The sequence below is a fragment of the Cyanobacterium sp. Dongsha4 genome, from assembly GCF_036345015.1.
Lineage (GTDB): Bacteria > Cyanobacteriota > Cyanobacteriia > Cyanobacteriales > Cyanobacteriaceae > PCC-10605.
In genome coordinates this window covers 453,798-471,467 of the sequence record NZ_CP084098.1, presented here as the reverse complement: position 1 = coordinate 471,467, position 17,670 = coordinate 453,798, and the positions used below count along the sequence as shown (strand labels likewise).

Annotated in this window: 17 protein-coding genes and 1 tRNA gene; 6 read left to right on the top strand and 12 right to left on the bottom strand. The window is 36.3% G+C overall.

The window, feature by feature from the left end:
- The first annotated feature begins 64 nt into the window (after positions 1 to 64).
- Positions 65 to 613 carry a dTDP-4-dehydrorhamnose 3,5-epimerase gene (gene rfbC, locus Dongsha4_RS02075; protein ID WP_330204122.1) on the top strand — a complete coding sequence of 183 codons (549 nt, stop codon included), beginning with the start codon at positions 65 to 67 and terminating at the stop codon, positions 611 to 613.
- A 151-nt stretch (positions 614 to 764) separates the two neighbouring features.
- On the opposite strand, the gene Dongsha4_RS02070 is transcribed toward rfbC, so the two are convergent.
- Positions 765 to 1,070 carry a hypothetical protein gene (locus Dongsha4_RS02070; RefSeq protein WP_330204121.1) on the bottom strand — a complete coding sequence of 102 codons (306 nt, stop codon included), beginning with the start codon at positions 1,068 to 1,070 and terminating at the stop codon, positions 765 to 767.
- A 687-nt stretch (positions 1,071 to 1,757) separates the two neighbouring features.
- Between Dongsha4_RS02070 and ispG the strand changes: the two genes are divergently transcribed.
- From ispG to glpK, 3 genes are all read left to right on the top strand, one after another.
- A complete protein-coding gene (gene ispG / locus Dongsha4_RS02065) occupies positions 1,758 to 2,975 on the top strand; it encodes a (E)-4-hydroxy-3-methylbut-2-enyl-diphosphate synthase (RefSeq protein ID WP_330204120.1) in 1,218 nt (405 codons plus the stop codon).
- Between the two features lie 401 nt (positions 2,976 to 3,376).
- Positions 3,377 to 4,045 carry a Mo-dependent nitrogenase C-terminal domain-containing protein gene (locus Dongsha4_RS02060; protein ID WP_330204119.1) on the top strand — a complete coding sequence of 223 codons (669 nt, stop codon included), beginning with the start codon at positions 3,377 to 3,379 and terminating at the stop codon, positions 4,043 to 4,045.
- Positions 4,046 to 4,206: 161 nt separating this feature from the next.
- Entirely contained in the window at positions 4,207 to 5,697 is a 1,491-nt protein-coding gene (glpK, locus tag Dongsha4_RS02055) for a glycerol kinase GlpK (protein WP_330204118.1), read from the top strand.
- 136 nt (positions 5,698 to 5,833) lie between these two features.
- Here glpK and rlmD read toward each other — a convergent pair whose 3' ends face one another.
- The 6 genes from rlmD to Dongsha4_RS02025 form a co-directional block, all read right to left on the bottom strand.
- Positions 5,834 to 7,195: a 23S rRNA (uracil(1939)-C(5))-methyltransferase RlmD gene (rlmD, locus tag Dongsha4_RS02050; protein WP_330205375.1), complete on the bottom strand. Its 1,362-nt coding sequence runs from the start codon at positions 7,193 to 7,195 to the stop codon at positions 5,834 to 5,836.
- Between the two features lie 175 nt (positions 7,196 to 7,370).
- Positions 7,371 to 8,201 (bottom strand): ABC transporter permease, encoded by an 831-nt coding sequence (locus Dongsha4_RS02045; protein ID WP_330204117.1) that lies wholly within the window; start codon positions 8,199 to 8,201, stop codon positions 7,371 to 7,373.
- 240 nt (positions 8,202 to 8,441) lie between these two features.
- A tRNA-Leu gene (locus tag Dongsha4_RS02040) sits at positions 8,442 to 8,522 on the bottom strand.
- A 64-nt stretch (positions 8,523 to 8,586) separates the two neighbouring features.
- Positions 8,587 to 9,135, bottom strand: a complete 549-nt coding sequence (locus Dongsha4_RS02035; RefSeq protein WP_330204116.1) for an NYN domain-containing protein — start codon at positions 9,133 to 9,135, stop codon at positions 8,587 to 8,589.
- 95 nt (positions 9,136 to 9,230) lie between these two features.
- Complete coding sequence (locus tag Dongsha4_RS02030) at positions 9,231 to 9,887, bottom strand: energy-coupling factor ABC transporter ATP-binding protein (protein ID WP_425590773.1); 657 nt, start codon at positions 9,885 to 9,887, stop codon at positions 9,231 to 9,233.
- Positions 9,888 to 9,979: 92 nt separating this feature from the next.
- On the bottom strand, positions 9,980 to 10,252 hold the full coding sequence (locus Dongsha4_RS02025) for a hypothetical protein (RefSeq protein WP_330204115.1): 273 nt from the start codon (positions 10,250 to 10,252) through the stop codon (positions 9,980 to 9,982).
- Positions 10,253 to 10,498: 246 nt separating this feature from the next.
- Here Dongsha4_RS02025 and psbD point away from each other — a divergent pair, with 246 nt between their 5' ends.
- Positions 10,499 to 11,554 carry a photosystem II D2 protein (photosystem q(a) protein) gene (psbD, locus tag Dongsha4_RS02020; protein ID WP_330204114.1) on the top strand — a complete coding sequence of 352 codons (1,056 nt, stop codon included), beginning with the start codon at positions 10,499 to 10,501 and terminating at the stop codon, positions 11,552 to 11,554.
- A 98-nt stretch (positions 11,555 to 11,652) separates the two neighbouring features.
- On the opposite strand, the gene Dongsha4_RS02015 is transcribed toward psbD, so the two are convergent.
- Both Dongsha4_RS02015 and Dongsha4_RS02010 read right to left on the bottom strand, forming a co-directional pair.
- Positions 11,653 to 12,291 carry a class I SAM-dependent methyltransferase gene (locus tag Dongsha4_RS02015; RefSeq protein WP_330204113.1) on the bottom strand — a complete coding sequence of 213 codons (639 nt, stop codon included), beginning with the start codon at positions 12,289 to 12,291 and terminating at the stop codon, positions 11,653 to 11,655.
- A gap of 12 nt (positions 12,292 to 12,303) precedes the next feature.
- Positions 12,304 to 12,597, bottom strand: a complete 294-nt coding sequence (locus tag Dongsha4_RS02010) for a hypothetical protein (RefSeq protein ID WP_330204112.1) — start codon at positions 12,595 to 12,597, stop codon at positions 12,304 to 12,306.
- A gap of 332 nt (positions 12,598 to 12,929) precedes the next feature.
- Here Dongsha4_RS02010 and Dongsha4_RS02005 point away from each other — a divergent pair, with 332 nt between their 5' ends.
- A complete protein-coding gene (locus tag Dongsha4_RS02005; RefSeq protein WP_330204111.1) occupies positions 12,930 to 13,568 on the top strand; it encodes an LON peptidase substrate-binding domain-containing protein in 639 nt (212 codons plus the stop codon).
- A gap of 108 nt (positions 13,569 to 13,676) precedes the next feature.
- Here Dongsha4_RS02005 and Dongsha4_RS02000 read toward each other — a convergent pair whose 3' ends face one another.
- The 3 genes from Dongsha4_RS02000 to Dongsha4_RS01990 all read right to left on the bottom strand — a co-directional run bounded on the left by Dongsha4_RS02000 (position 13,677) and on the right by Dongsha4_RS01990 (position 17,537).
- Complete coding sequence (locus Dongsha4_RS02000) at positions 13,677 to 14,756, bottom strand: PIN/TRAM domain-containing protein (RefSeq protein WP_099435556.1); 1,080 nt, start codon at positions 14,754 to 14,756, stop codon at positions 13,677 to 13,679.
- An 83-nt stretch (positions 14,757 to 14,839) separates the two neighbouring features.
- Entirely contained in the window at positions 14,840 to 14,998 is a 159-nt protein-coding gene (locus tag Dongsha4_RS01995) for a hypothetical protein (protein ID WP_330204110.1), read from the bottom strand.
- Positions 14,999 to 15,128: 130 nt separating this feature from the next.
- Complete coding sequence (locus tag Dongsha4_RS01990) at positions 15,129 to 17,537, bottom strand: GH116 family glycosyl hydrolase (RefSeq protein WP_330204109.1); 2,409 nt, start codon at positions 17,535 to 17,537, stop codon at positions 15,129 to 15,131.
- Positions 17,538 to 17,670: the final 133 nt, after the last annotated feature.

The following is a 17,670-nucleotide window of genomic DNA, read 5'->3' as shown; positions in this document are numbered from 1 at the left end:
TTTTTTGCTCTCGAAAACTCAACAAATTTCATACATATAAAAAACATATAAAAAAAGAAAAGTTATGGAAATTATCACTACTGAAATCCCCGAAGTTTTCATCATTCAACCTAAAGTTTTTCAAGATGATAGAGGTTTTTTTTATGAAAGTTTTAATGCTCGAACTTTTCAAGAAAAAACAGGCTTAAATCCCAACTTTGTTCAAGATAATCACTCCCATTCTCAACGAAATGTCTTAAGAGGATTACATTATCAAGTACAACAGAAACAAGCCAAATTAGTCAGAGTAATTAACGGAGAAATATTAGATGTAGCAGTTGACATAAGAAAATCATCCCCAACTTTTACAAAATGGGTTGCCGTTAAACTGAGTGCAGAAAACCAAAAACAACTCTGGATTCCAGAAGGTTTTGCTCACGGCTTTTTAGTGCTTTCTGAAACTGCTGATGTTTTATATAAAACCAATAATTTTTATAGCTCACAACATGATAGATCAATTCGTTGGAATGATCCAGAAATTGCCCTTAACTGGAATTTAAAAGAAACTCCAATTCTTTCGGAAAAAGATAAAAATGCTCCCTTGCTGAAAGACGCAGAAATCTTTAATAATTAGCTATCAAGCTATCAGCAAAAATTGAAAATAAATTTTTCTCACTTTAGCCTATTATTTCTCGCTTCTTACCCACTGCAACCCAACAATGTTCTCTCAAACAGAAGTATAGCTAAGTGGGCTTAATTTTTTAATTAAGAATAACTAATCTCTGTTAGAAATTAAATAAAGGAATTGTACCTCCTTGATTAACTGGAACATCACCTTTATTTGTGTTAATTTTTTCCTCTGTAGAAGTTTTGGTAGGTTCAGATTGCTTTTGTAATAAAGAGTCAAAAAATTCATTCCCCGTACTAAAACTGGGTTGTTTTTTTTCTCTTTCAACGGTTACATCCCATTTTGGAGTATTGGACTGATTTCCAGCAAGACTGCTAGAATCCAAACCCTGTAAAGAATCTCCCGTAATTGATACATCTTCTTCTATGGGTGAGGAAGTTTGAGCAAAACTAGGTTCAACCATTAAACTATTGATACTTATAAGCGATAATATGACAAAAATTCCTAAAGAATTTGTATGACAGTTCAAGTTATTTTTTAACATAATTATCATTTCAGTCTTGAATTCCAAATTTCTGACTGCCTCTTAATTAATATATTAACTCTAAATTAAGAAAAATGAGATCTAGTAATTTATTTTTGTCTGTGGATAAATAGAGATACTAAAGATTAAATTATTTTCAATTTTTTCAACTATATATCTGCTGAATTAGGCATAAAGAATATTTATCTTCTTCTTTATATATAGCACTTCTAAATCATTGACAAAAAATCATCTATTAGAAAACAAACACCGAATATATAATCTTTCTTGCCTTTTGGCTCTTGACTTTTGCTTTTTACAACAAAAAAAACACAACTCAAATAGCATTGCTATATAAGACACTTACTTAAAAAATACTGTAGAATCACTGATAAAAAATACTAACCATTGAAAATAGTAAATATTTATCTAATTTCGGTCAATAATGTTAAGATTTACCCTATAAAAATATTTTAAGAAAGTTTAACAATTATAAAGTTATTATTCCTAATGTCTCAGAGAAAAATACTTGCCTTAGAGCAAAAGAATAAAGGTTTATTATCAAAAACCCTGTCATTGTCCTTTAAAATAAAATTGATTATAAATAATAGCCATAAAAGCAAGACGATGCAAACTATTGATAAACCTCTAAGGGATTTAGACAATAACTTATTTGATACGACTATTCATAGACGCAAAACCCGCCCTGTCAAAGTCGGAAACGTAACTGTTGGGGGCAACAATCCTGTCGTAGTACAATCTATGATTAACGAAGATACTCTCGATGTGGATGCTTCCGTTGCGGCTATCCGTCGTTTACATGAAATTGGTTGTGAAATTGTTAGGGTGACAGTGCCAAGTCTTGCCCATGCGAAAGCGGTTGGGGAAATTAAAGCTAAATTAGCACAAAGTTATCAGCCTGTTCCTTTAGTTGCTGACGTGCATCATAATGGAATGAAAATTGCCTTAGAAGTGGCTAAACACGTTGATAAAGTCAGAATAAATCCGGGGTTATACGTATTTGAAAAACCAAGCAGCGATCGCACCTCCTATTCTGCGGAAGAATTTGCCCAAATTGGGGAAAAAATCAAAGAAACATTAGAACCGTTAGTTGTTTCCTTAAGAGAACAAGGAAAAGCAATGCGTATCGGTGTTAATCATGGCTCTTTATCAGAAAGAATGCTTTTTACCTATGGTGACACTCCCGAAGGGATGGTAGAATCAGCCCTAGAGTTTATCAAAATTTGTGAGTCTTTAGATTTTCGTAATCTAGTCATTTCCATGAAAGCCTCCCGTGTGCCTGTCATGTTGGCGGCATATCGTCTCATGGTAAAAAGAATGGATGAGTTAGGAATGGAATATCCTCTACATTTAGGAGTTACCGAAGCAGGAGATGGAGAATATGGCAGGATTAAATCCACAGCAGGAATTGGTACTTTATTAGCAGAAGGTATCGGCGACACCATCCGAGTATCTTTAACAGAAGCCCCAGAAAAAGAAATTCCTGTTTGTTATAGCATTTTACAGGCTTTAGGATTACGGAAGACAATGGTGGAATATGTGGCTTGTCCTTCCTGCGGACGTACTTTATTTAACTTAGAAGAAGTATTACATCAGGTTAGAGAAGCAACCAAACACCTAACAGGATTAGATATAGCTGTAATGGGCTGTATTGTTAATGGACCGGGAGAAATGGCAGACGCAGACTATGGATATGTAGGTAAGCAACCGGGTTATATTTCCCTGTATCGTGGTAGAGAAGAAATCAAAAAAGTGCCAGAGACAGAGGGAGTAAAAGAGTTAATTAATCTCATCAAAGCCGATGGTAAATGGGTTGAACCCTAAAATTGTCCTCCTAGTTTTGAGGGTTTAGGATGTTAGGGGAAATAGGCAGGGCTGTTTCAAAGTAGAAATACAAAAACGCTAAAACTATTGCCAGTAAAAGAATATAGCGTTTTAGAACTTTGAGGATTAAGAAGTAGTTAAAAATGTTTAGATTATCAATTTATAACCATAAACCATTAAAAACTATTGCCCATTGCCTATTCCCCATTCCCTGCCTTAACCAGAAAATTTTAGAATGAAACAGCCCTGGGGGAAATAAGGGCTTGGGGTTTAGGTTGCAGATGTTGGGGTGTTGAGGTATTGGGGTATTAGGGTATTAGGGGGAAACTAAATTAATTACCTTTGCCCTTTCCTCAATTGCTCAATGTAAATAAATATTATTCAAAATATTATTCAAAACGATGACAAACAACGAAAGATTAAATCAATATAATGATCAACAAATTTCTGCATGGTTACGAGGTTTACTAACTGTTGCCTATGCCGATGGTCACTTTGATCCTGAAGAGAAAGAATTTATTGCTAGTTTAACTCAAGACGAGTTAGCACCAAACACAAATTTAGGTGATTTAGAACCTATTACCCCTCAAGAATTAGCCGATGCTTTAGGGAATGATCCCAATACTAAGGAAAATTTCCTACGTACCGCAGTAATGATGGCGATCGCAAATGGGGTATATAGCCAATCAGAAGCCGATGCAGTTCATGCTTTTCAAGAGGCTTTGGGCTTAGATATTGAAGCGTTAAAGTCCTTAGAGGCAACTTTGTGGAATCCAGACAGAGAAGATGTAAGCCAAGAAGAAAGTCACCCCCCAGACTTATTAAAACCTGTTAAAAACTGGTTAGATGACATGGATGTTCAAGATCCTAGATTAGCTCGTTTTATTTGTAAAATGGTACCTTCTCAATGTCCTTTTGAACGTGATATTGTTTTATTTGGCAAAAAAATTGTTCATATTCCCCCTATGTGTAAATTAAATCCCCTATATGAACAGTTAGTAGGTTTAAGATTTCGCTCTTTATCCTTTTTAGCTGATGAGTGTAAAGAAGATGTTACCCCTTATGTTTAGCTTGAGTTCAATGGGAAAATATGAGCAGTAAGCCATTAAGAATTAAGAATTAATTCAAGCCTGAAATCTGCTACCTGACACTTGACATCTACCTCCCTGACATTATCAACCCTCATTAATAGTTACCATAAAGAATGAACATAAAATCAAGGCTAACTATAATGGATAAATATATTTTGGCAATTGATCAGGGAACAACCAGTTCAAGGGCATTAATATTTAACAAAGATGGTAAAGTTATTTCTTCGGCACAGCAAGAGTTTACTCAATATTATCCTAACCCCGGAGAAGTAGAACACGATCCCCTTGAAATTTGGCAATCTGTTTTATCAGTGGTAGAAAAAGCCATTGAACAAGGAAATATTGAAAAAAAACAAATAGAGGGTATTGGCATCACCAATCAACGAGAGACAACAGTTGTATGGAATAAGGAGACGGGGAAACCTATTTATAATGCAATTGTTTGGCAAGACAGAAGAACTTCAGCAAAAATTGACAATCTTAAGGAAAGAGAGTTACAAAAAGAGGTTAAAAATCGCTCAGGATTGCTTTTAGATGCCTATTTCTCTGCCAGTAAAGTGGAATGGATTTTAGATCATGTCGAAAACGCTCGAAATCTAGCAAATCAAGGGAAACTGGCTTTCGGTACGATCGATTCTTGGTTAATTTGGCATTTGACGGGGGGCAAAAAACATATTACTGATGTTAGTAATGCTTCTCGCACCCTTTTACTCAATGTCAATAAGGTACAGTGGGATGTTGTTTTATTAGATTTGTTCAATATTCCCGAATCTATGTTACCTCAACTATGTGATAATAGTGGTATAGTTGCATACACTTCTTCAGAAGTTTTTGGAGAACAAATACCCATTTCAGGAGTTGCGGGGGATCAACAAGCGGCAACCTTTGGACACACGGGCTTTCATAAAGGTATTGCTAAAAACACTTATGGCACGGGTTGCTTTTTAATTTCTCCCACAGGTAAAACTTTAGTACCTTCTGCTAAAAGTCTCTTGTCAACTATTTGTTGGCGTTTTAATAACGAAATTACCTACGGTTTAGAAGGCAGTATATTGGCTAGTGGTTCGGCTATTACATGGTTAAGAGATGGTTTAGGTATCATCAATAATGCTGATGAAGTAAATACCCTAGCTAATTCAGTGCCTGATACTGGAGATGTTTATTTTGTTCCTGCTTTAGCTGGTTTAGGTTCTCCTTATTGGGATCAATATGCTCGTGGTACAATCATTGGGATAGACAGGGGTACAACAAAAGCTCACATTGCAAGGGCGACTTTAGAGGGTATTGCTTTTCAAGTTTATGATGTAGTAAAGGCTTTAGAAGAAGACTCCCATACACCCTTAGAATTATTAACTGTTGATGGTGGAGCGGCAAGAAGTAATTTTCTTTTGCAATTTCAAGCTGATATTCTCGGTATTCCCGTGGAAAGACCCCAAGAAATTGAGTTAACGGCAAAGGGTGTTGGTTATCTTGCAGGTTTAGGAGTTGGTTACTGGGATAATTTAAGCCAAATTCAGCAGATTAAAAGTGATACTAAAGTTTTTGAGCCAAAAATGTCCGAAAATGAAAGAAAACAAAGATGCGATCGCTGGTTAGAAGCGGTTAATCGTGCTAAAACTTGGGCTTCATAATAGATAATCTCAGTTCGGTTTAAGAGTATCGGGTAGGTGTCAGGGTTCGGAGTTAAGAGTTATTAATTATCAACTATTTACCTTTGCCCCTTGCCCATTGCCCATTGCCCTTTTTACTTTATTCTTCAAATACTCATTAGTGTACCTCTTGGGATATTCTTGTCAAGATAACAGCAGTTTCGACATGGGGAGTTTGAGGGAAAAAGTCAGCAGGTTGCACAAACATAATTCGATAATCTCCTTCTTGACAAAGTAATTGTAAATCTCTGGCGAGGGTGGCGGGATGACAACTAATGTATAAGATGAAATTAGATTTGATCTGTTTTAAGGATTCAATAACTTCTGTTTGACATCCCTTGCGGGGAGGATCAAGAATAACTAAATCTGGTTTTGTCTCTAAAGTAGGTAAAAATGTTTCTGTAGTTTCAGTTATAAATTCTACATTGTCGATGTTATTAATTTCTGCATTTCTTTGGGCTTGTTCAATGGAAAGAGAATAAGATTCAACACCGATGGCTTTTTTCACTTTTTGAGCAAAAGGTAGTGTAAAAGTACCAACTCCACAATAAAGATCAAGAACTGTTTCTTCTCCTGTTAGAGATAATTTATTTAAAATAGCGGTCAATAAATCCTCAGCAACAGTAGTATTAACTTGAAAAAAGGTTTCTGCTCTTAAATGGTAATTTAATCCTGCAAATTGCTCTATTAAATAAGGTCTTCCTGCCAGTAGTTCTGTTTTTTGCCCAAAAATGACGTTTGTTTTTTGAGGATTATAGTTAAGAGTTACTCCCACCAAATTAGGATAACGTTTCATCCATTTTTCTGCCTGTTTATCCATGGTATCATCGCTTAATTCCCCACTAACAAGGGTTAGTAATATCTCTCCCGTATTTTTGCCAATGCGAAAACAGAGATGACGCAATGCACCCTTATGGGTTTTTTCATCATAAATTGGTATTTGCAATTGCTGTAAATCCTGCTTTATTTCTGCTAGAAGAGGATTTAAACGTTGATCTTGAATAGGGCATTGATTTATGTTAACAATTTGATGACTGCCCTGACGATAATATCCTGCTTTAATTTGTCCTGTGTGGGAAATTCCGAGAGGGTAGTTAACTTTGTTACGATAGCCTAAGTCTTCTCCTGAAATAATGCTTTCTACCTGTAAATCAGCAAATCCACCGATGCGAGTTAGGGTTTCTTTTACTTGATTTTGCTTCAGTTGTAGTTGATATAAATAATTAATATGTTGCCACTGACAACCACCACATTTATCGGCAACGATACAACGAGGGCGAATACGATAAGCTGAGTTTTTTCTGAATTCTTCTAATTGCCCTTGAGCATATTTCTTTTTAACTCTTAATATCCTACTAGAGATGCGATCGCCTGTTACGGTATTGGGGATAAAAACTACTTGTTGATCAACCCTTGCCACTCCACTGCCTTCGCTACTAACATCATCGATTTCAACTTCTACCAAATCCCCTTGCTTAATCATCAATCTATACTTTTGAACTTAGATAATAAATATAATTATAGCCTCGATGATGAGGATAAAAAAAGTAGTATTTATAAGGGGTAAAACCCCCTACTCACTGAAATTTGATGATAATTTAAAAATTAATTAGTGGAGTTGGCATTTGGAAAAAAGAGATGAAAAATCTAGGGAATTAGGCAAAACGGCGACTTAAAAGGGGTTTAATAGTTAGTAGAATAATTAAGTCAAAAGTAAATAAGATAGACAACACCGTAACTAAACTAAAATCAATCCAAGGAGTATTCATCACGATACTAGAAAGACTCCAATCACTATTTTGGTAAATATAGCGTATGGGTTCAATAGCATAGGTTAAAGGGTTGAGACTGGCAACTATTTGTAACCATTTTGCCATGAAAGATAATGGTGCTAAAGCAGTACTAGCAAACAATAAGGGTAAATTAATTACGAAAATGACGGCAATTAATTCAATATGCCCCGGCAAGGCAAAAGCAAATCCTAGACTTAACCCTGTAACTCCTAAAACGATTAAAAAGACAATAAGTGCGATCGCACTTAGTCCAGCAAAACTGGGCAAACCAGCACCAATAAAGGCACTAGCAATGACGATTACGGCGGTTTGAATTAGACTAAGAGTAATAATATAAATTACCGAAGCCATGACAATGGAAAAACGAGAGGTTAAAGGCGCAACTAAAAGACGATTTAAAAAACCAAATTCTCGATCGAACATTACAGGTAAACCTGCATTCAATGCTCCGGAAAAAGCAGTAAAAACTATAATACCCGGAGCTAAAAATTGAGCATAATTAAGATCATTACCAAATAATCCTTGAGGTGCACCCCTAAATAATGCCCCAAATAAAATTAACCACATAAAAGGCTGAATTACACCCGCTACAAGGGTTGAAGGACGACGTTTTAACTGTATGAATAAACGTTTGTTTAGAGCAAAAGTCTCCTGCCAAAATTGAGAGATAGAACTACTCTGAGCAACTGTCATATTTCTTCAAAATAAATAATTTCTCTTCTATTTTAGTGGAGATAGGAAAAAGAAAAGAGAGAAGAAGCAAGAGTGCTAATTTCTTATATTTTAAGGAATTATTATTATTCAAGAAGGTTTATATGGTAACTAGAAAATCTTAACCACAAAAAGCATCTATTCTATCGAGTTAATATGTGATCGATGACAAATAATTTGTTACTGTACAAACAGTTTCAGTTTTTATAAAAACTCTTAGAATGCGGACGGAGAGACTCGAACTCTCACATCAGAGATACTAGAACCTAAATCTAGCGCGTCTACCAATTCCGCCACGTCCGCTTAAGACCAAATACTATCATAACAGTCTTAATAGAATAATTCAACGATTTTGGCTAAATTTTCTTTATTCACCTCCAAATCTCATCTTCACCAATGCCTGTTGAGTTTTACTATCAAGGGAATTGAACAGAAAACGACTTTGAGACTTTGGTCGATAACGTAAGTTTTTTTTCTGTCTTATACTTGTAAAATCAATTTCTTTGGCTAGTTTTTGAGCAGACATCCATTCTGCCCCATAACCTACTACAGTATGACGTTGAGCTTGATCTGATGTTGCAACTATTATCCTTGTGCGACTTTCTGGGTTTTGACGAACAAAAGAAGCACAAAATTTTTCTATATAAGTATCTGCCGTTTCTGAATATGATGTGTAGTGAACAGAAAGACTTTTACTGTATTTTTCTTCGTTTTTAACAGTTTTTTGATAATGGGCATCAAAAACTATTTTTGTTTCTAACTCTTTGTAACCAGAATAGTTAATTAAACTTTCAATTAAAGAGTTTCTGGCGTATTCAAGGCCTTTTTGGTCTCTTATACTCTGGAGGTAAGCCCATGAACCGATGACATTGTAGCCATCCACTAATAAGATAGCCTGAGAGATAGTAGCATTCATTTCCTTGCATATATATTTTACTAAGATTAATTTTTGGTGCTGTCATAATGGTAGATTTTAACAAAAATTTAATCTTGAAGTCGTAACAATTGCCACTAATTCTTAAACAATTCCCTCGGATTTCCTTGTGATACTACTTTACCTTCTTTTAATAAAAAATAACCATCTGCATAATTTAACTCTTCGAGACGATGTGTCACCCATAACGCCGTAATATTTCTTTCTTTGACAATTTTTTGGACGAGGGCAACCAACTCTATTTGAGTATCTGGATCTAATAATGCTGTCGGTTCATCTAATAATAATACCTGACAATGACGTGCGATCGCACCTGCAATGGCTATACGTTGTTTTTGTCCACCACTGAGGGCATAAATAGGTCTGTCCTGTAATTCGAGGAGATTAACGGCACAGAGGGCCTCTTTGACCCTTACTTTAATCTGAGATAAGCTCAATTTTTCCGAAACTAAGCCAAAGGCAATATCTGCGGCTACAGTTGGCATTACTAACTGGTGATCTGGATTTTGGAAGACAAAGCCGAGAGGAGAATCGGTATAAATATTACCTTCATCGGCAATTAATAAATTCGCCAATAATCTCAATAAAGTAGATTTACCACAACCGTTATTTCCCAGTAACATCCACAATTCACCTTTTGGAACAGAAAGGCTACAAGAGTTTAACACCGATGCTTGTGGACTCCAAGAAAAATTGAGATTTTCAACTGCGATCGCAATATCTGATTTACTCAAAATAAAAATTTAGAATGTAGAATCAAAAAATTTTCCCTAATACCCCAACACCCGAAGACCTTAAAAGTATAACCTTAAACTATGTACTCAACTTACTTCTCGGCAAGGGCGGCAAAGAATCCGGGTACATTATTACCCTTACTTGTACCGTCTTTCTGAGAAATTACTACTCCCGTAATTTGATCACTAATAACAGCAATTTTTTTATCAGTTTGTTTATCGCAAGTGAGTTCCACAATTTGAGTTTCCGAGCTTTTCATGGCTTCAACAATTTGATTGTAAAGGGCTTGAGCTTCACTTTCTTCTTTTTTTTCTACAGATAAAGGAACGGGAATATATCTCACTAATAAATCAATTGTAATCATGTTAATAATTGCAGTGTAATCTTACAAATAGGCTCTAATTTTAGCTTAACCGATTTTAATATTTTTAATCTTTTTTTAACAAATGAGTTGTCAAATTTTGATTTTTTCCCATAGAATGGTACTATAAATATAACGTTAAGAAAAGTAAACTTTTCTCAGTAAGTCATTTTAAACTGATTTTACCAGTAATTTGGACTTGAGAAACAAAAAACGTTGTTGTAATTATATTCATTCGGAGTTTATTTTATGACCATTGCAGTCGGACGTGTGCCGGAAAGAGGATGGTTTGATGTCCTTGATGACTGGCTTAAAAGAGACCGCTTTGTATTCGTTGGTTGGTCTGGTATCCTTCTTTTCCCTTGTGCTTATTTAGCTTTGGGTGGTTGGTTAACTGGTACAACTTTTGTTACTTCTTGGTACACCCACGGTTTAGCTAGTTCCTATTTAGAAGGTGCTAACTTCTTAACCGTTGCTGTATCCTCTCCTGCGGATGTTTTTGGACATTCCTTATTATTCTTATGGGGTCCTGAAGCTCAAGGAGATTTCACCCGTTGGTGTCAAATCGGCGGTTTATGGCCTTTCGTAGCATTACACGGAGCTTTTGGTTTAATTGGCTTCATGTTACGTCAGTTTGAAATTGCTCGTCTTGTGGGTATTCGTCCTTACAATGCGATCGCATTTTCTGCTCCTATCGCTGTATTTGTAAGTGTATTCTTAATGTATCCTTTAGGACAATCTAGCTGGTTCTTTGCACCTAGCTTCGGTGTTGCGGGTATCTTCCGTTTCATCTTGTTCTTCCAAGGATTCCACAACTGGACTCTTAATCCTTTCCACATGATGGGAGTTGCAGGGGTGTTAGGAGGAGCTTTACTTTGTGCTATTCACGGTGCAACAGTAGAAAACACCTTATTCCAAGACGGTGAACAAGCAAACACTTTCCGTGCTTTTGAACCTACTCAGGCAGAAGAAACCTATTCTATGGTGACTGCTAACCGTTTCTGGTCTCAAATCTTCGGGATTGCTTTCTCTAACAAACGTTGGTTACACTTCTTCATGTTATTCGTTCCTGTAACTGGATTATGGATGAGTGCGATCGGTGTTGTTGGTTTAGGCTTTAACCTTCGTGCTTATGACTTCGTATCTCAGGAGTTAAGAGCGGCAGAAGATCCCGAATTTGAAACTTTCTATACCAAAAACATCTTATTAAATGAAGGTTTACGTGCATGGATGGCACCTCAAGATCAACCTCATGAAAGATTTGTCTTCCCTGAAGAAGTATTACCTCGTGGTAACGCTCTCTAATTTCTTAAGATTAATCTAATAAGAAGTTTTAAGCCCCAATTATGGGGCTTTTTTGATGGTGATTAATGACAGAACTTTTGAATCAAAATACTTTTTCATCAACCCTTAATTAATGGCTTTTTTGCCTGAATAACCTGTAAACTGCCTCCTGCATATAATTTTTGTTTTAAAATACTAAATCCAGAATCAATTAATTTAACCGATAAATCCGTCTTCAATAACTGCCATGCTGTATCGGTTTCAAATAACCACATAAAAGCAAAAATACCCGGAATAAATAGAGGATTATGAGGCTTATGTAAATCAATAAAAGTAAATATCCCTTCTGGCTTTAAGACTCGATAAACTTCTGCAAAGATTGCCTCTAATTCATCTGTCGTCATTTCGTGTAAGGCAACGCTGGTATGTACAATATCAAAGTATTGATCCGGTAAAGGCATTTTTTGAGCGAAACCCTCAATATATTTTGCTTGAGGAACATTTTTTTTTGCTTTTTCTAAGGATAGAGGGGAAATATCTAAACCTGTTACATCAGTGGAATAATTGACCAAAAATTTAGTAGTTTGTCCTGCACCACAACAAAGGTCTAATATTTTGCTGTCTTTGGTTATTGATAAATCTAATAAGGCTAATTCACGAAATTTTTTTTCTCCCCCCACAGGAATTGCCGCCAGACGAGAAATTGTATCGTATAACCATTGATATTTATAACTTAAAGGACGAAGAAAGGTTGCCATGGAGTTTAAGTCTTAAAATTTTGTTGAAACGGCTCTTAATTCATCAGGGATTAAGACATCGTCCTCAAATTCTAACATGGTTTCGCGATCGCCCAAGTAACCAGAATTATAGAAAAATAACAACATCCTACCTAAAGCAATCCAAATTTCACAACAAAATTCCCAATCACCATTAAAAGGTGCATAGTCGCTAATAGATTTTAACGCCCAAAAATAATTATTTCTAACGACAGATTTCCCTTTTTGATATTCGGGAATATCCTCTTTATTGATGTAAAGAATATTATCTCTAATGTATGCTTTCATTAGTTTAACACCTCGGTTTCATGCAAAAATATCGGATAAGGCTAGGTTTCAGGGTGTTGGGGAGAAACTAATTTACTTTTGCCCCTTGCCCTCTTGCCCTTTTAACTTTGCCCATTGCCCTTTACTCTTTACCTGTTGCTTTGTCTTAAATTCCTCTTTTTAATCCGCTACCATAACCAGACAAATTTATCCTGAACTCGGGTTAATTTTAAATTCATAGCCAATAAACTGGGTAAATTCATTGATTTTTAAGGAAATTTGGACGAGAAACCACAGAAGAAAAAGAAGAAAATTAGTAAAATTATAAGAAACAACCTACAAAAATAAAAATTATGGCATCATCCTCCATTGCAGTAAGAGAATTACCATTATTTCCCCTCCCTGAAGTAGTGCTATTTCCGGGGCGCCCTTTACCTCTACATATTTTTGAGTTTCGTTATCGCATGATGATGAATACAATTCTTGAATATGATCGACGTTTTGGAGTATTAATGATAGATCCTATTAGTGGAGAAATAGCAAAAGTAGGATGTTGTGCTGAGATAATCCACTTTGAAAGATTACCAGACGATCGCATGAAAGTGCTTACCCTAGGACAACAAAGGTTTAGACTACTTGAATATGTGAGACAAAAACCTTATAGAGTTGGTTTAGTAGAATGGTTTGAAGACCAACCTCCCCAAGAAAATCTCCATCCAAAAGCCGAGGAAGTAACAACTTTACTTCATGATGTTGTTAAACTTTCAGCCAAATTAACAGATCAAAAAATAGAGTTACCTGAAAACTTACCTACTCAACCGATAGAATTATCCTACTGGGTTGCTAGTAACCTTTATGGGGTAGCGAGTGAACAACAAGCACTGCTAGAGATAGATAACACAGGGGAAAGGCTACAAAGAGAAGCCGACATTTTAGCAACCACAAGAAGTAACTTAGCGGCCCGTACAGCTTTAAAAGACGCTTTTAACTAGGTGTCAGGTGTCGGGTTTCAGGTATCAGGTTTTAGGTTAATTAGGCATTTTTTTGAGCTATACAAGATTAAAGTTGAGACAGAGTAAAAACTTACCCAATGAGATTAATTAGGAAACAGCAGAAGCGTAGGTTTTAGCAAAAATCATTCTACCAGCAGAAGTTTGTAAAGCTGAAGTAACAACAACTCTTAGCTCTTCTCCCACATGGCCATTTGCTTCTTCAACTACGACCATTGTACCGTCATCTAAGTAACCAATTCCCTGAGTGGGTTCTTTTCCGTGTTTAAGAATTTTGAGGTCTATATAATCGCCAGGTAGATAAATTGGGCGTACTGCCTGAGCTAAATCATTAACATTGAGTATGGTAATTTTCTGCAAAGTTGCAACTTTACTCAAGTTAAAATCATTGGTGATTAAAACTGCATTAATATCATGGGCTAAATGAAGTAGTTTAGCGTCCACAGTTGTAACGTCTTCATATTCTTCGGGATGGATGACTATTTTATCGGGATATTCTTCCTGCATTTGATTGAGAATATCTAAGCCTCTTCTGCCTCTTACTCTTTTTTGGTCATTAGTGGCATCGGCTAGTTGTTGCAATTCAGCGAGAATAAATTGAGGGACTAAAATTTGACCTTCAATAAAACCAGTGGCTAATAATTGTTGTATTCTGCCATCAATGATACAACTGGTATCTAAAATTTTTGTGGCAACGGGGGTTAATGTGCCTTCTGCAACTAACATTGACTCAATACTGTTAGGATTAATCAGACGTAAAAAAGTACGTCCGTGAGTGTCGGCTAAAGATACTCCTAAAACGGTAAACATAACGCTACCCAAAATCGCAATCATGGGTTTTATAAAGCTAAAATTGTTTGGAACAGGCAATAAGAAAATAGGTGCTAATAATAAGTTTGCTAATAATAAACCCATTGCCAAGCCAATAGCTCTGGTGATAATAACTTCAATCGGTGTTTGACGGATTTTTTGTTCTAAACGACGGTAGGTAGTTTGTGCCACTAAACCTATGGCTAAACCAATAATGGATGCAAAACCTGCCACTAACCATCTTAAGGCTTGGATGTTCGATACCTGATTTTGAATCTCGGAGGGGAGAAGTTCGACTATGTCAAAACCAACACCTCCAAAGGCAAGGACAAAAATTGTAATAATAATTATATCAATCATAGACTTAGATCCTTATGGGATACTGATAACTAATTATAGGCGTTTAATCCAGTTCATTTTGTTAACTATAGTTAACCTAGGTTCTATTTTAACGTTACTAAAAAAATAAAGAGCGATCGCATCTGTGTGGGTAGTTCACAGACTCGATGAAGCAATAAAGGATTGATTAAGCTAGGAGTACATTTAAGTTGTCTGGTTAAGATAGGGAAAAGGGAAAAGATAAGGGTTTGAGTTATTTTCAAAAACTAAGGAAAAATGCAAGTTAAGTGCGTCTTAGCTTAGTAAAGGTTGATGAAAAAGTGGGTTCAGGAAAGTAGAGAACAAGAAACAGTCTCAAAGACTTAAAAAATAATTATTATTTTTCGTAAATTGCTATTTTTTCTCCAGACTATAGTAAATAGCCCATACTGCCATTGCTCTTAAATAATGACTTGCCCGAAATGTGCCTACTGCTGTGATGGCTTCAGGGGTACGAAATTGTAGCCCATTTTCATAGACTTGTTTAACTACAGTTTCTGCTACTCTTAATCCTTCTTGTTTCATGCCGTTGAGAATCATAAAAGCAACGATACCATAGTTAATACCTGTCCACACTTCTAAAGGATGAGTGTCATTTTCTTTAACTGGTTTTCCATCGGGCTTTACTCCATTAGCAATACCAAATTTACCATCATGAAATTTTAAGAAACAAGCATCATATACTTTTCTGAGGGTAGATTCTACATATTTCGATTCCACAACATCAGGTAATCCTAATAATTGAGCATAAAACTGTCCGCATAGTTGGTCAGCCATAACCACATCCGAACCACTTTCACTGTCAAGGCGGTAATATTCCCCGTTCCAAAGAGTTTCATGATAAAGACTTCTCGCTTGAGTTAACCATTGTTGAAAAACTGCGATCGCATCTTTAATTCCTTGAGGGTAATCATCAGGTTGTAAACGAGGATTCATAGGGGGATTAGCAATCAACGTCTTACCAATAGCGATAGCCGCTTCTAATCCTGCAATCCATAAACCGCCACAGTAAGCACTAATACCTTGTAAACGCCAATCATCAAAAGTTTGATCAGGAGCTCCAGAATTTTCGGGGATACCATCACCATCTAAATCAAAAGTTTTCACATAATGGAGAGTTTCCACTACACTATCCCAACATTCCCACAAGAAATCTTGATCTAAACCACCAGTAAATAAATAGTCTCGATAAACTAGCAAAACAAAATCACAGCCCAAATCTTTCCATAAATTACAATCTTGATAACTGGTATAGTTACTTTTTTCCCAAGGATGCTCATTGGGTGCACCTAAATCGTGGGGAGTTGCTCCTTTTGCTTTCCTGATAGCTTGTGCCTGATTATAGCCAATAATACGAGGGGTTTTATCTTCCGTAGGAATTGCCCGACTAAAAGCCTCCATAATTGATTTATCTAAACGAGGCCACATCATAATTAGAGGAAAAGAACCATATAAACGTACATCTAAACTTTCATACCAACGATAATCAATACATTCTAAAACCCCAAATTGTCCCACAGGGTCATTTTCCGTTGCGGCAGTCCATAAACTTCCCCCTTCACTCAACAAATATAATTCGTTAAATAAAGCCATTTTTAGCCATTCTGGTAAATCAACTTGATCTAGGATTGGTTTTTGCCACTCTTTTATGCGATTTTGCCACATATCATGGTGTTTCAATGCTGTGCGTACAATTGCCCAAGCATTACGCCCATTTCTACCAAAAAAATCTGTGTAACGGCGATAATAAGTGATTCCCTGAGCAAATTCGGTTACGGGAAAGTCCCATGCTAGGATAAAAGGAATTTTTTTCGTTTTCCCCGGTTTAACCGTAAATCTAATCGCCATTGCCCCCGCAATTTGTTCTCCTGGTTCGGCGGGCGTCTCATCCTGATAATCTGGTAAAGAGCCATTCATAGCAAAATAATCCCATATATCTGCACCATCTCCCTTGGGATTCCAACGACTATGATAAAAGACTTCTAAACTAGGGTTTGTGATGCTAGAAATTGCCCATTGCCCTTCCCCCTCTTGGGGTTGTTCTTCCATACGGATGCGATCGAACAAACATCCTACCCTAAAATTATCCTGAATCCACTGATTCAAATTACCTGTGCTATCTCCCCATTTTGGTCGATATTCATACTCAGGACTACCATCATCTCTAACTTTTACCGTAGGAGACTTAATAGCATTGGTAAACCAACCCACACTATTTTGCCATGTAAACATAATACTCAGAGTGATTTCCTTATCAGTAGGATTATGCACACTCCACTCAAACACAGCCAAAGGATAACTAGATTCTTGATAACTTCCTGCCCAAATAGGGGAAAACTGCTCACAGATAAGACGAGATTTAAACACCCCTTGATAGTCAAACCAACTACGAGGATAAAGTGCGGAATATGTGCCTTTTCCTTGGGGATACCAAGCCCAACTTGATAAACTACCATCAGTCGGGGAATTGGTACTCATGGCATATACTTGAGGAGTTTCTCCTTCTACTTGCTCAAAAACACTAAACTGACAGGCTGGTAAAGACTGATAAATATGATTACCACCATCAATGTGCCAAAGATTAAATTCACCATTTACTCCTCTACCAACACAACCACCACCAAAACCACCCAACGGCATACCATGATTAGCCCCATCATCTAAATTACTAGCGTAGCGTACTGTATAGGGTTTTTCCCATTCTTTTCCGATTTCACACTGCCATGCGGGGGAAGGAATTTGAGGTAGTTCGATTTTGAGCATAGTTATTTAATTAAGTGTTCATTAATCATCAATATTATCAGCAGAAATACCAGTTGGACATAACATTTATTGGGTAAAAAATAAAGACAATTAATAAATAACCTGAGTTCGGGATAAATTTTCATCTATAGAG